This window comes from Pedobacter sp. Bi126 (genome assembly GCF_918698245.1).
GTDB lineage: Bacteria > Bacteroidota > Bacteroidia > Sphingobacteriales > Sphingobacteriaceae > Pedobacter.
Genome location: NZ_CAKKMS010000005.1, coordinates 100871 through 116858 on the forward strand (window position 1 = coordinate 100871; position 15988 = coordinate 116858).

Consider the following 15988-nt stretch of genomic DNA (forward strand, 5'->3'; position numbering starts at 1 on the left):
AATGATTTTATTTAAAAACGAATATATTGAATGATTCCTTGAATACAGGCGGTTTAAGCCTAATCTCTTGTAACATTTTGGGCATAAAAAAGGCCCTTCGAAACTAATCAAAGGGCCTCAAATTTAATTTTAATATTACCTTGCCACAGTTAATGCAAGTTCTTGCGTCGGGTTCCAGTTGCCAAAAGCTTTTTTAGCTGAGGCTTTGGCTGTATTTAATTCAACATCTCCGGCAATCGTTAAAAATGTTTTTTCTGGAGAGATCTGGCTGTAAAAGTTTTTAACATCTTCCAAGGTTAATGCATTGATCGAATTTTCATTTACTGTTTGGTCATAATCGTAATTCTGCAATGTTATACTGGCAATTAACTTAGCTTTAGCCGTATTAAAAGTTTTCTGGTCGATGCTTGCATGTTGAATTACCGAAGCCATTATTGCCAGGTCTTTATCAAGATCCGCATTTAGTGTAGCCAGTTTGCCGCTATTGTCGTTGAAACTAATACTCGGGTTTTTACCTGCATTTTCGTTTAATACCGCATTTAATAATTCAACCACACCATCTTTTTTATGGCCGAAAGCTTTGCTATCCAGCGTAAAACTTGAGTATGCTTTTGGCGACCTGTCATTTTCTGATATGATGATGTTCATGCCATTTTTGAGTTTATAGCCAACAGGTTCTTTAAAAGATTGTGCTTTAGCGTTGTAAATGCATAGCAAGCTTAATGCTGCAATGAAGATTTTTTTGATTTTGTTCATTTTGTTCTTTCTGTTTTAGGGGTGATGCTGTAACTGGATGTACGTTTTTTTAAGCTAATTTGGTATTATCTAGGTATTGGATGGGTGAAAATCCTAGACGAACGGGCGTATATACGTGATGAAGACTTGAATAGTTTTTGCAAATATATACTTTATTCATTTTGTTCATTATTTATTCGCGAAAATATTCTCCAGCCACGCGAAGTTTAATTGCAGTGATAACCTAAATGCTTTCAAACATTTATGTAATGAGTTTAGGCCCTAAACTGAGCGCGCGCTTTACAGGCTATTGAGGATGATAATTTAACTGTCGATTAGTATAGAGTAACAGGCAATTTCATTAAGTTAAGCCATTCGACACCAGCAAAAAATAATTTAACCACAGATGGAAGGGATGCACACAGATATGAAAATCCATGTTTATCTGTGGTTAAAAACGCTTAACTTAATGACATCGAGGTAATGGGTAATGTGCCATTCGATACCAGCAAAAATAATTTAATCACAGATGGGAAGGGATGCACACAGATATGAAATCCGTGTTTATCTGTACTCATCTGTGGTTAAAATGCTTAACTTAATGACATTGCGGTAAAGGGTAAGGCTGATTACCATAAACTGCAAAAAGGCTAAAGAAAAAGCGCAGGTGTTTTTAAACAATGGCGGTGCTTTTTCTTTGCTAAAAGGTTTTTAATTTATCGCTGGCCGAAAAATCATTAGGAGGCATACAGGTGATCAGATGCCGATTTTAAAGGGATATCTTCAATAAAGTCTTTTATTTCCCTGATGGTTTCTTCTGGTTCGCTAATGTGCGGAAAATGCCCTGTGGCTTTCATTACAACCAAAAAATTCTCTGGTGTATTTTTATGGATAAATTCGCCGGCTGATAAAGGAGCCATAATATCGTTCGAACTTTGCAGGGTAAGGCTTGGCACGCCCAGATTCTTTAAATCGTCTCTATAATCGGCCTTAAAAGTAGCCATTGCAAAGGCCAGGGCCACGCTTGGGTCGGTAGCCTCAAAACATTCCTGTAAAAAATCAGCTAATTCGGGTTTTAAAGGACTATTCATCACTACTGGAGCCAATTGTTTGCTCCAGGCCACATAATCATCTGCTATGTGCTCAAATATGTTTTCAATATCTTCAATATTAAATCCGCCGATATAATCACGATCATTTAAGTACCTCGGCGAAGGACCAATAAAAACTAATTTTTTAAATGCTTCTGGCATCTGTAATGCGGCAATCATGCCAATCATGCTGCTTACCGAGTGACCAACAAAAATAATATTGTTTAAATCAAGCGCTTCTATAATATCGATTACATCACAGGCATATCCTTCGAGTGTAGCATATTTCCGTTGGTCGTATTGGCTTAGGTCTGAATCGCCAGATCCAACATAATCAAATAGTATTACTTTGTAGGATTGGAGAAAAGCATCTGTAATAAATTTCCAGGAACTTTGCGCACAGCCAAAGCCATGGGCAAATACAATTACCTGGCTCCCTTCGCCAAGGATTTTAACGTTGTTTCTGATGAGAATAGGATGCAAGATATTTGGTTTAAAATTCTTACTTAAGTTAAGCAATGTTATTATGTTTTTCTTAAAAAATAAATAATGAACGCAATGTATTGCTGATTAGCGAATATTTTATGTTTTGCACTTAATTGTTATCTTGCGTTATATCTATACTAAAACGATTAAGTTGTATGAGAAACAGTATTTCTATATTATTGATAATGTGCTTTTCAGCATTTTGCGCGCAGAGCCAGGTAAATCTAAAAGCCTTTAAAGCTAACGGAGCTACCGTTTCTTCCAATCAAAAAGAACTCATGCTCACCTGGCCAGCTGGTAAAGGAACATTAGGTAAAATGATTTTAGATCTTGACCGTACCAAACCATTGTTTAAAAGTTTGCTGTTAGGTAAGCAAGGCGCCTTAAAAGAAGTTGCGGCTCATCTCGACCCTGGATTTGTGCTGAGAATAGGTAAACGCACTTTAAGTCCAAACAGTGGGGGCTGGGATGTTTTTTTCGACCGGGTTCCAACCAGACCATATACCACAAATGTTGTAAAATTCGAAAAAGGGGCAGCCAGTGTTTCTACGAAGGGCTCGCAAACTGTGGTGCGAATAAATGGAGTTCAATGCGAAAACTTTAGCGGTGCTTTAGAAATAACACTTTACAATGGAAGCCCTTTGTTTAATGTGGCTGCAGTGGTATCAACCCCAAAAGATTCTACAGCCATTTTATACGATGCCGGATTGCTCAGCAAAAAAGATATCTGGTCTAATATCGCCTGGTCTGATGTAAAAGGAAACCTTCAGCGCGAAAAGGCAGCACAAGCAGATCCAAGTAAAAACCTGGAAGTAAAATACCGCACCGTTATCGGCGAAAATAATGGTGGAAGTTTGGCCGTTTTTCCTGCTCCGCATCAATATTTCTATCCCTTAGATGAAGCTTTTAACCTTAAATTTACCTGGAAAGGCAGTAATTATTTAAACTTAATCCCCGACTTTGGTATCGGGATCAGGCAGGATCCATTAGGCGATAAACGTTATGTGCCTTGGTTTAATGCACCACCAAATACCCAACAGCGTCTTAATTTTTTCTGTTTATTGAGCACTGGGAAGGCAGGGGCAGCGTTGGATGAAGTTAAAAAGTTTACGCACAATGATACTTATGAGCCCTTGGCAGGTTATAAAACAATGGCTAGCCATTTCCACAATGAGTTTATTTCGGATGTAGTGCTGAGTGGAAAAGCCGTTCCGGAAAAGCCCGAATTTGTTGAGGTATTGAAAAAGGCGGGTTTAAATATTGTTAAGCTTGCCGAATTTCACGGACCAGGCCACCCCAAAGGACCCGATTCTGTTCGTTTAAAGGAATTAGATGCCTTGTTTAAACAAACTAAAAGGTTATCTGATCCAAATTTTTTATTGTTACCAGGAGAAGAAGCCAATAATTTTTATGGAGGGCATTGGCTGGCATTTTTTCCTAAACCAATTTATTGGATTATGTCGAGAAAAAGCGATCAGCCTTTCGAAGCTAACGATTCTAAATATGGTAAAGTTTACCGCATTAATGATAAAACAGAAATGCTTAAACTATTGGAACAAGAACATGGCTTAGCCTGGACTGCCCATGCCCGAACAAAGGCTTCAACAGGTTATCCAGACAAATATAAAGAAGAAGACTTTTTTAAATCGGAGACTTTTATGGGCGCTGCCTGGAAGGCCATTCCAGGAGATCTTTCGCTGCCAACCTTAAGTAAACGGGTATTGAACCTGATGGATGATATGGCCAATTGGGGTTTGAAAAAACACATTATCTCAGAGGCTGATATCTTTACCATTACTGAGCAAAATGAAATGTACGCACACTTAAACGTGAATTATTTGCAGTTGGATAAGGTACCTAATTATGCAGATGGTTGGCAACCTGTTTTAGATGTAATGCGGAAAGGAAAGTTTTTTGTATCAACAGGAGAGGTATTGATCCCGAGTTTTAATGTTAATGGAAAGGGCGCAGGAGAAACTTTGAAGGTTGATAATAGCGGAAAAGTAAAGATAAATATGCGCCTCGACTGGACATTCCCCTTAAGCTTTGTCGAAATTGTATCGGGTGATGGAACTAAGGTTTATCGAAACCGCATTAATTTGAATGCTACACAGGCTTTTGGGAAAAAGGATTTTAGTTGGCCAGTTAATTTAAAAGGGCGTAAGTGGGTAAGGGTAGAGGCTTGGGATATTGCCACTAATGGTGCTTTTACACAAATGGTTTGGCTGGAGTAGTTGTACTGTCATTCTGAGCGCAGCGAAGAATCTCTAAGCGATGAAACACTTAAAATTATACGATCTGTCGTCCTGAAGGGTAATTTATTTTATAATGATAGGAGGATTTAAAGGATTAAATCTCCTCAGATTATCGTCATTGATTATAAACTTAAATGCGCTTATATTTCTCAGATGGTAAAATAACAATGCTATATTCGAAAAAGACCATGAATAGCATTCTAGAACTACCCCCGAAGACCAATTTGACGTTCATAAGTATAAAAAGTACTTACGAACTCCAACGTCGAGTTTCCGTGTTTCTGCGCTTCCGTGGCAAAATTGGTTTTCTAGTGTTTGGTGGGTAACCAAACAGTGTAAGGATTTAATATATACATTGAATAATAATCCCATTATTGGGCAGATTCTTCACTGCGTTCAGAATGACAGCCGTTTTCAAAATGATATTGCGTTACTGCATCGATCCTAAACCTTCTAATGGCGAGATAAAAAAAGGTAATGGAATATAAACCAGCCAACAATCCCGCACATACAGCAGATGGGGTAATTCCGAAATCGTGATTTTTAGGGAAGGAGAAGTGCAGTACAAGCATCAATCCAAATACCACCAAAATGCTGTACAAGCCATTTAAACCTGCTTTTTTCAATATAAAAGGATAACCCGTAATTTTTTCGTCTATGTTATAATTAATGGCGCCAGCGTGTTGCAGCAGTTTTATTTTTTTTAAAATATCGAGGGTAATCATAAAGGGCAGGAGCAACGACATCGGCAATAAAAACCTGGCCAAATTTTGCTCTCCACTAAATAAATGCACCGAATTTTGCGCTTTAAAAGCAAAATATGGCACTATAGTATTCAATACCGTGTTTGGGATAAGGTGTATCAGCAGGTTTTTGCGCACAAACTTTCGCCAGTTCGACACTTTTGCCTGCTCATCATATTCCACTTTATCAGACATTGACCAGTTCATTTAAATTTTCCTTAATCAGTTCCATTACTCTTTCTTTTATCTGCCAGGCTTCAAATTCCCTCAGGAATGATTCGTTTGACATAAAAGAGAAATCCAGCTGTCCGTTAAAAGTGCTGCATACTAAAGTGTTGGCATTTTTCCATGGGAAAGCAACCGTAGGACTATAAATGGTTTCAATAGAAAAGTGCTGATAATCTTTCGGGATGTTTAAAAGCCCCATATTGCTGAGTGTCACATCGTGCGTGCCCTTGGTTGTTTTCAAAAAGCCGATCATTTTATTTACTGATGAATGGAAATACTCGCTCATGTTTAACAGGTCGTGGACTTTCATTTCTGCTACTTTTGCTTCCAGATCGGTTTTTAAGGTTCGGGTTTTTGTCCAGAAATCATTTTCGCCTTGCGCTAATTTTAACTCTACAATAGGTGCAAAGGCAAACATGGTATCTTGTTTTATGGCTTCTACAAACCGCCTGATATCAACCGGACAGATCACTTTGCCATGGGCTTTAGTGCCTTGTACATGTTTAAAAGCTTCCATAAAGGCCACACAGATGGTGGCATGCACAGTTGTGTTTTCTTCCTTACACTTAATTAATAGGTTTTTGGTATCCTCTGCACTGATTTTCCAATGAACAGCGTAATTGCTCCTGTCTATATTATTGTTTGAAGTAGATTTAAAAAAGAAAAACAAACGGCCAAGCGCTGCAAAAATTTTCCCTTTAAAATGCCCCAACTTACTCATCACAAAATCTTCTGGTAACAGGTCGCGAACAGAAAGAAATGAAGGATATGGAGCCAGATCTTGTTCAGGGTCATCAATCAAAGTCATCAGCTCCCCCATTAAATTTAAAATGGTCGTTCCATCGCAAATACAGTGTGGAAGTACGAGCAAAAGGTCTGATTCAGTTTCACCTTTTAGCCAAACTAACCTGGCTAATGGCTCGTTTGAGGCATCAAAAAGTTTATACCACTCTATTTTTGATTGAGCCAACCAGCTTTGATCTGTTGGGCGATCAGCAATCCTAATGGGTATTTTGCTGATGTTTTCGTTTCGTACAAAATATGGTGTTTTGCCTGTAGCATCGATATTCATTTGCAGCAGTGGATGTTTCTGCTGTATTTTAAACAGTGCCTTGTGCAAATTTTCTTCACTCATTTTACCCGAAATTTTGGCGCCAAAAACACAGTTTAACGGTGTTTTAGCATCTACATGCATTATTCTTTCGCCTAAAATTAATCTTCTTTTCATGCAGTTGCAGTTAAAATCTCGATTGGTTTTTCAACCTGTTCTTTAAGGATAGCTATTACTTTTTCTTTTATGGCTTCTGCTTCTACAAAAGGAACATAACCTTCGCTAGCCACAAAGGTAAAATCCATTTGATTACGGTAAGTGGAGGCAATCATGGTGGTGGTGTTGCCTAAGGGGCCCATTACCGAAGGGCTGAATATGGTTTCTACTTCGAAGTTTCGATATTGGTAATGGATGTCTATTTTGCCCAGGTTTGAAAACATACAATCATTACTCGATTTTCCATATTTTAAGAAATTAGTAAAGTTGTTTAACGCAGGGTGGCAAGCTTCCATCATCATCATCAAGCTGTAAGGATTAAGTTTGGCCGATTTATCGTTCACATCTTTTTGTAGCGCTTTAACGTTGTCTAAAAAGTCTTTTTCAGGAAATAAAGAAAGTACAATCATTAATCCGAAGGCAAAAATGTGGTCTTTTTTAATAATCGGGTTAAAGTTCCGGATATCAACCGGTAATGATATTTTATTAAATGCTTTTTCTTTTCTCACCGCTTTAAATGCCGTTAAAACAGCAGCGCTTAACAAAGTATTTACGGTGAACTGATTGGCTTTACAAAACTGGATTAGCTGTGTAGTGAAATCCTGATCGAATTTCCAGCGGAGCATAAAATCTTTTTTTCGCTCTACAGCTACCTTTTTGATCGGGATGATCCAAAGTGCTAAAGTGGCAATTTTGCCGATTAATCCGTTTTTGGCCCTGTTGCGGTAGCTGTTTAATACTTTTTTCGGAATCACATCTTTTATATCCATAATTGGAATCTCTTTCCCAATATTGGCATCGGGGTCATCTAAAAGCTGAAGTAATTCTGTTAAAATAGAAAGTGCCGAAGTGCCATCGCAAAGACAATGGTGATATACCATCAAAAATTCGGATACGGCTTTACCTTTAACCCATGTAATGCGGCAAAGTGGTGCAATTGAGGCATCAAAAGCGGTTTTCCATTCATAAGTAGATTCCTCCTCCCAATGCTCATCGTTTAATCTATCTACAATGCGAACTGGAATGCTAAAATTTTCGGTAAGATTGGTTACAAACCAAGGCCTTTTACCTTCATCAAAACGTATTGCGGCGGTTAACCAAGGGTGTTTTTTTTGGATTTTGAATAAGGCAAACTTTAAATCATCTTCCTTGATTTCTCCCCTGATTTTGAAAGGTATTACAATGTTAAACGGACTGTTTCCATCTCCGTATAACATTCTTTCGCCAAATAACAGTTTTCTCTTCATTTTTTTTATTATTCTGAGTTGTCAACTTTCTAGTAATCTGGTTATGCAAGTTGACAACTCTTAAAGTTATGTTGATGCGTTCCTTCATGCTTGCGATTAATTTAGTCGATTCGTCATGCTGTCCCGAAACTTCGGGATCAGCATCTTTCCTGCTATTAAGACCCTGAAATAAATTCAGGGTGACGACCGAGAAAGGTCTCGAGATGACGGTCGAGGTTTACAAGCTGTTGGTTTCTACAACCTGTGCTGTTTTTGCAAAATCTTCCAACAATTGCACCGCCTTATCGTTACCACCAGCTTCGATAAATGTTTCTTTTATTTTTTGTGCGGCCTGGCGGTATTTCGGGTTTTCTAAAAGCTCGAAAACGGTATCTCTTAAATCGCTGATGCGTAACCTTTTGTAGCGGATGCTTACTCCGCAACCTGCTTGCTCAATCAGTTTAGCCGTATGAAAATGATCGTAGGCGATAGGCGTAATCAACATTGGTAAACCATTGGTGAAGGTATCGTTTACCGTATTAAACCCACCATGACAGATTACCGCATCCATGTGTGGCATCAATTCTGATTGTGGCACAAAACCGTTTACAATAAAATTATCAGGCCATTTTTCAAAAATATCAGGATTGGTTGCCGCCACGATTGTTACGGGCTGGTTTTCGAAAGCAGTGATCAGTTTCTGGAAAAATTCTTTACGAATATCAACCAGCAAAGTACCCAACGAAACAAAAACTTTAGGTGTGGTGACCTGACTTAAACGTTCCCAATCAAAAGGGGCTAAATTTGGCCTGCCTTTTACCGGACCAACAAAATGCATGTGTGGTGGTTTTTCTTCAAAACCTGCAAATGCCTGTGAAGTGAAAACCATATTCAATTCATGTGAATGGATGTGAATATCATCGCTATATATGCCTACTTCCTTTTGTAAATCTTTAATTAAGTTTTGTTGCCATTCGAATATTTTGGGTGCGCTGTTAGCCGTATCGCCCATCACATCGGGTGGTACTGGGGTAGTGGTAACCGATGGTATGCCTTTTAAATGTGCACTTAATGCACCGGCAAAGGTTATGCAATCATTAATAATTACATCGGGTTTCCAGGCGTCAACAAAGTTGTTCAGTCCTTTCATCATCATTTTGGCAAAAGGAACATAGGTTTCTTCGAGGGCAAGTTTCATCACCTCCGGACCAGAACACGAAGGGCCATCATCCTGACGTTTTAAAATGCGTTGTATTTCATCAGCATACTCTGCCAGATCTTCTTCAGGGTAAATAAATTCTCCGCCTTCAGGTAAATGTACCTGTGCAAGTGGGGTAATACCCAGCCATTTTACTTCATGGCCGCGGGCCAGTAAACTTGCGCCAATACTTAAAGTTGGACTGATATGGCCAAAAAAAGGCGGGACAACGAAAAGGAATTTTGACATAATGTATAATTTAACTGATGAATACGTTTGAGGTTTTGTTGCTTAAGGCTTCCAATAAATCGGCGGCACATTCTGTTCCGCCAGCTTCGATAAAGGACTGTTTAATTTGTTCTGCGGCGATTTTATAACTTTCGTTCTGCAGCACTTTGTTTACCGCTTCTTTAAGGTGGTTGGCTTTAAAACGGTTAAAGTTTAAACGCTCTCCGGCACCTACCCTAAAAACACGTCCGGCAACATGGCTTTGATCGTATGCTATTGGAATAACCACCATGGGCAGGCCATTCATCAAGGTTTCGCAAACGGTATTGTGCCCGCCATGGCAAACCACAGCATCAAGGTGAGGCAAAAGTTCCAATTGTGGTACCTGGTGCTGCACCGTAAAATTGGCTGGCCATTCCTCAAATAAAGCAGGATCTGAAACGACAACTACATGTAAGTCTTCGTTAGCGAAAGCCTCGATTACCTTGGCAAAAAATGCTTTTTTATGCTCATGATCGAAGGTGGTGCCAATGCTGACCAGTATTTTTGGTTTGCTGGTATGAAATGCCTCCCAGTGGAAAGGAATTGTAGTTTTGCGGCGGTTAAAAACGGGCCCTACAAATTTAAAATGCTCGGGTAAATCCATCTCCCCAAAAAAATCTCTGGAGGTAAATACCAAAGTGGCAAGATCAGAGCAGGCAATAGAATCTGTGGTATTTATGCCGAATTCTTTTTGCAGGGCTACAATCTGATTTACTTCCCATTCATGCACTTTGGGCAGTTCATCCATTACTTTTATGGCTGCAGGTGCGGTAACAGATGTAACATAAGGATAGTTTTTATTGCTTGCGGCAATTGCACCGGCAAACATTTGATGATCTGTGATCACCAAATCTGGCTTAAACTGATCGAGTAACTCGGCAATGCCATCATAACTGTGCCTGTTAAGCGGAATCAATACTTCCTCGTACAGAAATTTGATGCTATCGATACCGTAAACAATCTTTTTGGTGATGATATCGAGGTATTTCTCTGAATCTTTTTTCTGTTGGTCGTTTTGGTTGTAACTGATCAACAGCAACTCGCCTCCGGCAGGAAGTTTATCGCCTAATGATTCATCTAAAGTAATCCATCCTACACGGTGGCCTCTTTCAAGCAAGGCAGTACCCATACTTAGCGTAGGGTTAATATGACCAGTTAGCGGAGGAACAACAAATACAAATTTTGCCATGTGTGTTTAATTTTATATTTCCTGAAAGAAGTTTAACAATGCTTCGGCGATTACCAATGGTTGTTGTATCGGGATATTATGATCTCCCGGTATAGCAATTAACGAGGCATTTTTAATCATTCCGTCTAAATGTTTACCAGCATTAAGGCAATTGGAATCGGTACCATACAACAATAGGGTAGACTGTTTTATGGTTTCGATTGCAGGACTGCCAAAAAAGTCTTTTTCGAGTTCCATGTCGGTTTTAATCGAAGTTTGATAAAAAAGGTACTCGTACATGCGGTGGTTACGCTCCATCTGCCTTTTACCCATTTTCACTTTTGTGGTATCAGTGAAGTTTTCAACGTAATGTTCTAAAAATTCGCGACTGTACTCATCAATAATTCCCCTTGTTTTATCGTCATTCGGATCTGGTGCTTCAATTATTGCCAGTTTGTTAATGCGTTCTGGAAAGCGGATGGCCATTTTTAAAGCAATTAATCCACCGAAGCTATAACCACCTAAATGCACTTTTTGAAGGTTTAAAACCTCCATTAATGCAAACAGATCGTTGGTCATGCTCTCCAGGTCGTACCCTTCCAAAGCCTTTTCGCTCATGCCATGACTTTTTAAGTCGTACAGTACCACATGATATTTTGTGGCCAATAGCGGCGCGATATTAAAATAATAGACAGACAGGTTGCTGAACATCCCGTGAACGAGGACGATGGTTTCAGTAGCCCCTTTATTGAGCTCCTGAATGTGAACCGATTTGCCGTTTACCGTTATGATTGGCATTCTTCGATATAAGAGATGATCATGCCTAAGTTTAAGTTGATCAGCTGATCTAAATCCATTGAAGATAACCAGCCCGTAAAATCGATCTGTTCGCCAAAATGCGCTTTGATTTTTTCAGAAAAAGATACAATTTCGATGCTATCCATTTCCAGATCTTTAGTGAAAGAACTTTCAGGGGTGATATCCATTTCTTCAACAAATTCTTCGCCGATTACTTCGGTGATAAATTGTTTCATGAGGTTGAAGATTTCTTCGCTGCTTAATTTCGTAGTTATAGTGTCCATCCGATGATATAGTTTTTATGTTTGATTGTTTTGATTGTGATGTTATTGATGCGCAATTCTTCGCCGTTAATTTCTTCAACGGTATAGGCTTTTGGATTGCCCTGTAAACCTTTGCCCAGGTATTTCCCATAAGCTTCTTTGGCTACCCAGAACCGGGTTGCCCATTCTGTTTTGTCGCGGCTTTCGAGCAGGGCCATTTCGTGATCGTTAAACACAAGATCGAAGAAACCGGCGCTCCGTTCTTCAATATGTTCGATATCGATACCAACAGGTTCGTTAAAACGTGCTATGCCGACGGCATCGGTACCTTTATGTGCAATCGAGATATTGATGTTATCTGTTAAACCACCTTTAACGTAAGGTTTGCGGAATTCATCCGAATAGATTTCGAAGGTGATGGGGTAACAGGCCTGGTTTTTCTGTGTATTCAATAAATTCCGAACGGCATCTTTCGCCGCCACGCGACTGATCATCCAGGTTCTTCTTTTATTGGGTAAGAGGTTTTGGTGGTGCTTTTTCTCTGTCTGGTTGAAATATCTTTTCAGGATAAAATCCCATGATACCACACGCGAATAAGCATTGCCGAAAAGGAAAACGCCAGGTGCAACCTCTTCCGATAAGCGGTTGTGGAGTGGCGACATCGAAACGTTCCAAAGTGGTTCGTCTATTTCCAACCTGCGGTTCTGCCAGCCTGATATAATGAGCCAGGTGATGCCATCTCTTTTCATCACGATATCGGCAGTGGCAAATTCATCGTTTATTTCTGTAAGTACACAGGTACATTCGAATTGTCCTTTCTGATCGGCCATATCGCCAAAAAATTCTATTTCCTGAATTTTAACAGGGAAAGCAATCCGATCTTTTTCTAAAGTAAGTTGAAGCCATAAACCAAACAGTTGACCTGCATTATCAAGCAGTGAGCCTTTTCCGCCAGATGCTTCGATGATTCCTGTAATTCCTTTTTCGCCAACAGCAATCAGTTTTTTGATGCCCTGGTAATCTGGTCCATGGAACATGTGCGCATCGTAAATCTGTGCAGCAGTACGGTCGATATCCAATAATTTTCCAATATCGAAAGTTCTTTTCGGAGCAGGGCTTAACTGTGCAGCTAACCGCACTTCTGCATTGGCAAAACGTTCCAGATTAAGGTAAACCCTTTGCTCGTCTTTCCATTCGCCAGTTACGGTTTCCTGAAAAGGTTTAACCACGTTCATCCATTGGAAAACCCGCATGTTCATGATTTTCTGTACCTTTTCTTCAGGCGACTGCGCGTTGGCGATTTCAGCAAACACTTCAAAAATCATGGTCATTGGAATTACCGGATCCATATCTTCTACCGTTGGCCAGCCTTTTGGTTGCCTCAATAGGGAATGATCGATCAGGTAAGGGCAGTTCTCCAGGCTCACATCAAGTTTTTGGCTAAAAGGCTGCCTTATGGGTTTTATTGGTTTGGTTGGTGCCCAGTTGCTCGGCTGATCGACCTGTAAAGCTGCATTTTCGAACAGTTCGATCATTTCGCTCTGCATGTTGATCATTTCCATCACATTCTCATTAAAGGCTTGTAAAACCGGATGTTTAGCCTCCACAAAAGTTTTAGCTTGTGTGGACGGAGCTTGTTTAATGGTTAAGCCTTTAAGTGTTTGCAGGTTATGGATAATCGGCGAACCCAGTTCGAGTTTAATGCCTTTATTTTTTTGCGGTGGGGTTGATTTGATATTGCCCAGATAATTAAGGCCAATTTCTTTTCCTTCAATAAAAAGTGCTGCCAAAACTCTTTGTAACTGCGTAATGCCCGAACGGATCGGCACATTTGCACTAATGGTGCTGATTTCTTTTCCCCTTAAAGTATCGTCGATAAAGCCGACTAAACCACCAGAACCCACCTGAATAAAAACACGTACACCTTCTGCATATAACTTTTCGGTAAGCTCGCGGAAACGAACTGGTTTAATCAGGTGTTCGGCACTTAACTGACGGATGGCTTCGAAACCTTCGGGATAAGTTTCTAAAGTAGTGGCCGACCAAAGCGGTGTAGTGGTTTTTCGAAACTGCATATCCTGCATGCCTTCGAGAATCAAACCCAGCTTATCTGCTACAAATGGAGAATGGAAACCCGATTGGAAAGGCAAAATCTGATGAAAAATCTGTTTCACCTTCAATATTGGAACCAGTTCATCAAGTGCGATTTTGCTTCCACAAAGGATGACCTGCTGTGGGCAATTATCGTTAGAAAGGTATAAATCGGGTATACTTTCGATGATGGGTTGAAGGGTGTCTAAACCACAACCCACGGCAATAAAACGCGAATCTTTCAGCTCAAAAGTTTCGGGGTTAAGCACATTCAGTAAATTCATTACTGAACTTTCTTCTGCCAGTTCTGATGATCTTGCTGCGAGCCATTCGCCGAGGCTGTGCCCAGCATTCATATCAGATTTAATGCCCAATTGCTTTAAAGCCTGATCTAAAACGCTGCTTTTGTTTAATATGTTGAGTGCCTCGCTTAAAAGACCATCCTGTTTTTCGTTTTCGTCGATACTGATGTTGAAATAATCGGCTACCGATTTGATTTCACCACCTGCAAGTCCATCTAAACCCGGAAAAACAAATGCAATTTTTCCATCGTTCGCCAATAGTGGCGCATTGGTGTACCAGATATCCTGTTTATTTCTCCATGGAGAATTTTTAGCCACAATTTTTAAGGCTTTTTTGATCCTTTCGGAACTTGGATTAAATAACACTAAACGGAAATTTCCATTCCCAATGCTATAATCTCCATTTTCGAGCGATTCGATCAAGGCCTCATGACTTGGTCTCGCAATGACCAAAACTTCATCTTTTTTAGGCGTATCGTAAGCAGTTAAAACCACATGGGCATTAATCCCACCAAAGCCGAATGCATTTACAGCAGCCAGTTTTGGTAAACCCGATTGGTTCCAGTCTATCGCTTTTTGCACTGCCGAAAAACGGGTTTCGGCCAGTTGTGCTACAGGCTCATCACAATGTAAAGTAGGCGGTATAATACCATGATATAAAGCCAGACTCGATTTGATCAATCCTGCTATACCTGCTGCGGGCATGGCATGGCCGATATTCGATTTTACAGAACCGATACCTGCTTTTGGCAGATCGGCATCCTGACCGAAAAACTGTTTTAAAGTTTCAACCTCAGTTTTATCACCAAGTGGTGTACCTGTTCCATGGGCTTCTAAATAGCCAATATTTTTACTTTCCAGTTCTGCGTTTTTCCAGGCTTCGGTAATGGCTTTTAATTGGCCTTTAACCGATGGGCTCATTACACTGGTTCCGCTGCCATCGCTACTGATGCCTACACCTTTAATTACTGAATAAATTTTATCCTGATCCTTTATGGCATCTTCAAGGCGTTTGAGCACAACAAAACCACAACCCTCGCCAATAATCAATCCATCGGCGTTTTGATCGAAAGGTTTTATTTTTTCTTGTTTGGATAAAGCGCCCAGTTGAGAGAATATGCTCCAAAAAGCAGCATTCTGGCCTAAATGCACACCGCCTGCAATAATCATATCGCAACGGCCACTATTCAGCTCCTGCACGCCATGATCAACTGCGATGAGCGAACTGGCACAGGCAGCATCCAAAGTAAAAGCCAGTCCGCCTAAGTTAAGGCGATTGGCTACCAGTGAGGCTACTAAATTAGGGATCAATCCCATTGCGGTATCAGCACTAAAACGGCCTTTGCGCAATTGAAACTCGTGTTTTACCTTTTCAATTTCTGCATCAGTAAGTTGTGGCATCAAGTCTTTTAATATACTCGAAATCTGCTCGCCAGTTCTTACAATTTCGATGGCGCGGGTTGCCCCGGGCCCCACATAATTGCCTTTGCCAATAATAATTCCCGTTTTATCGAGGGAATATTTTTTTTCGAATACTGATGCATCTTCCAGTGCCTGGTGAACCAGATCTAAGGTCAACAGATGATCGGGTTCGGTACCTTCAACAGCCAAGGGTAAAATGCCGAAGCGCTGCGGATCAAATTGATGATCGGGAATAAAACCTCCTCGATTGCAATAAAAACGATCTACCCCGCTAACTGCTTTGTCGAAATGCACAGGATCAATCCGATCAGCCGGAACCTCTTGTGTAGAATCTACGCGGTTGATAATATTCTCCCAAAAGGCCTGCATATCTTTTGCACCCGGAAAAATGCATGACATTCCAATAATTGCTACGTCGCTTTTCTTCATCTGCTGTTTGGCTATG

The 15988-nt window shown here is 40.2% G+C and carries 11 protein-coding genes; 1 reads left to right on the forward strand and 10 read right to left on the reverse strand.

Annotated features, from left to right (window positions below; genetic code table 11):
* Nucleotides 1-135: 135 nt before the first annotated feature.
* On the reverse strand, nt 136-756 hold the full coding sequence (locus LQ201_RS19160; RefSeq protein ID WP_230144899.1) for a hypothetical protein: 621 nt from the start codon (nt 754-756) through the stop codon (nt 136-138).
* Nucleotides 757-1472: 716 nt separating this feature from the next.
* The gene (locus LQ201_RS19165) at nt 1473-2309 is read right to left on the reverse strand and encodes an alpha/beta fold hydrolase (protein ID WP_230144900.1); all 837 of its coding nucleotides are present in this window, start codon (nt 2307-2309) and stop codon (nt 1473-1475) included.
* Between the two features lie 158 nt (nt 2310-2467).
* Between LQ201_RS19165 and LQ201_RS19170 the strand changes: the two genes are divergently transcribed.
* Entirely contained in the window at nt 2468-4546 is a 2079-nt protein-coding gene (locus LQ201_RS19170; RefSeq protein ID WP_230144901.1) for a hypothetical protein, read from the forward strand.
* A gap of 392 nt (nt 4547-4938) precedes the next feature.
* Here the strand turns inward: LQ201_RS19170 and LQ201_RS19175 are convergent, their stop codons facing one another.
* From LQ201_RS19175 to LQ201_RS19210, 8 genes are all read right to left on the reverse strand, one after another.
* The gene (locus LQ201_RS19175) at nt 4939-5505 is read right to left on the reverse strand and encodes a hypothetical protein (RefSeq protein WP_230144902.1); all 567 of its coding nucleotides are present in this window, start codon (nt 5503-5505) and stop codon (nt 4939-4941) included.
* Nucleotides 5498-6766: a hypothetical protein gene (locus tag LQ201_RS19180; protein ID WP_230144903.1), complete on the reverse strand. Its 1269-nt coding sequence runs from the start codon at nt 6764-6766 to the stop codon at nt 5498-5500. Before LQ201_RS19180 ends, LQ201_RS19175 begins: the two co-directional genes overlap by 8 nt.
* Nucleotides 6763-8052, reverse strand: a complete 1290-nt coding sequence (locus LQ201_RS19185) for a condensation domain-containing protein (protein WP_230144904.1) — start codon at nt 8050-8052, stop codon at nt 6763-6765. The genes LQ201_RS19180 and LQ201_RS19185 overlap by 4 nt, the downstream gene beginning before the upstream one ends.
* A gap of 217 nt (nt 8053-8269) precedes the next feature.
* A complete protein-coding gene (locus LQ201_RS19190) occupies nt 8270-9478 on the reverse strand; it encodes a glycosyltransferase (protein WP_230144905.1) in 1209 nt (402 codons plus the stop codon).
* Nucleotides 9479-9488: 10 nt separating this feature from the next.
* Complete coding sequence (locus LQ201_RS19195; protein WP_230144906.1) at nt 9489-10688, reverse strand: glycosyltransferase; 1200 nt, start codon at nt 10686-10688, stop codon at nt 9489-9491.
* 12 nt (nt 10689-10700) lie between these two features.
* A complete protein-coding gene (locus tag LQ201_RS19200) occupies nt 10701-11465 on the reverse strand; it encodes an alpha/beta fold hydrolase (RefSeq protein WP_230144907.1) in 765 nt (254 codons plus the stop codon).
* Nucleotides 11453-11701, reverse strand: a complete 249-nt coding sequence (locus tag LQ201_RS19205) for a phosphopantetheine-binding protein (RefSeq protein WP_225876570.1) — start codon at nt 11699-11701, stop codon at nt 11453-11455. The genes LQ201_RS19200 and LQ201_RS19205 overlap by 13 nt, the downstream gene beginning before the upstream one ends.
* A gap of 35 nt (nt 11702-11736) precedes the next feature.
* Complete coding sequence (locus LQ201_RS19210) at nt 11737-15972, reverse strand: type I polyketide synthase (protein WP_230144908.1); 4236 nt, start codon at nt 15970-15972, stop codon at nt 11737-11739.
* Nucleotides 15973-15988 lie beyond the last annotated feature (16 nt).

Excerpts from the sequence above, each read along its gene's own strand:
- LQ201_RS19190 (WP_230144905.1), bottom strand. The coding sequence starts at position 9,478 with ATGTCAAAATTCCTTTTCGTTGTCCCGCCTTTTTTTGGCCATATCAGT.
- LQ201_RS19205 (WP_225876570.1), bottom strand. The coding sequence starts at position 11,701 with ATGAAACAATTTATCACCGAAGTAATCGGCGAAGAATTTGTTGAAGAA.
- LQ201_RS19180 (WP_230144903.1), bottom strand. The coding sequence starts at position 6,766 with ATGAAAAGAAGATTAATTTTAGGCGAAAGAATAATGCATGTAGATGCT.
- LQ201_RS19210 (WP_230144908.1), bottom strand. The coding sequence starts at position 15,972 with ATGAAGAAAAGCGACGTAGCAATTATTGGAATGTCATGCATTTTTCCG.
- LQ201_RS19185 (WP_230144904.1), bottom strand. The coding sequence starts at position 8,052 with ATGAAGAGAAAACTGTTATTTGGCGAAAGAATGTTATACGGAGATGGA.
- LQ201_RS19170 (WP_230144901.1), top strand. The coding sequence starts at position 2,468 with ATGAGAAACAGTATTTCTATATTATTGATAATGTGCTTTTCAGCATTT.
- LQ201_RS19160 (WP_230144899.1), bottom strand. The coding sequence starts at position 756 with ATGAACAAAATCAAAAAAATCTTCATTGCAGCATTAAGCTTGCTATGC.
- LQ201_RS19200 (WP_230144907.1), bottom strand. The coding sequence starts at position 11,465 with ATGCCAATCATAACGGTAAACGGCAAATCGGTTCACATTCAGGAGCTC.
- LQ201_RS19195 (WP_230144906.1), bottom strand. The coding sequence starts at position 10,688 with ATGGCAAAATTTGTATTTGTTGTTCCTCCGCTAACTGGTCATATTAAC.
- LQ201_RS19175 (WP_230144902.1), bottom strand. The coding sequence starts at position 5,505 with ATGTCTGATAAAGTGGAATATGATGAGCAGGCAAAAGTGTCGAACTGG.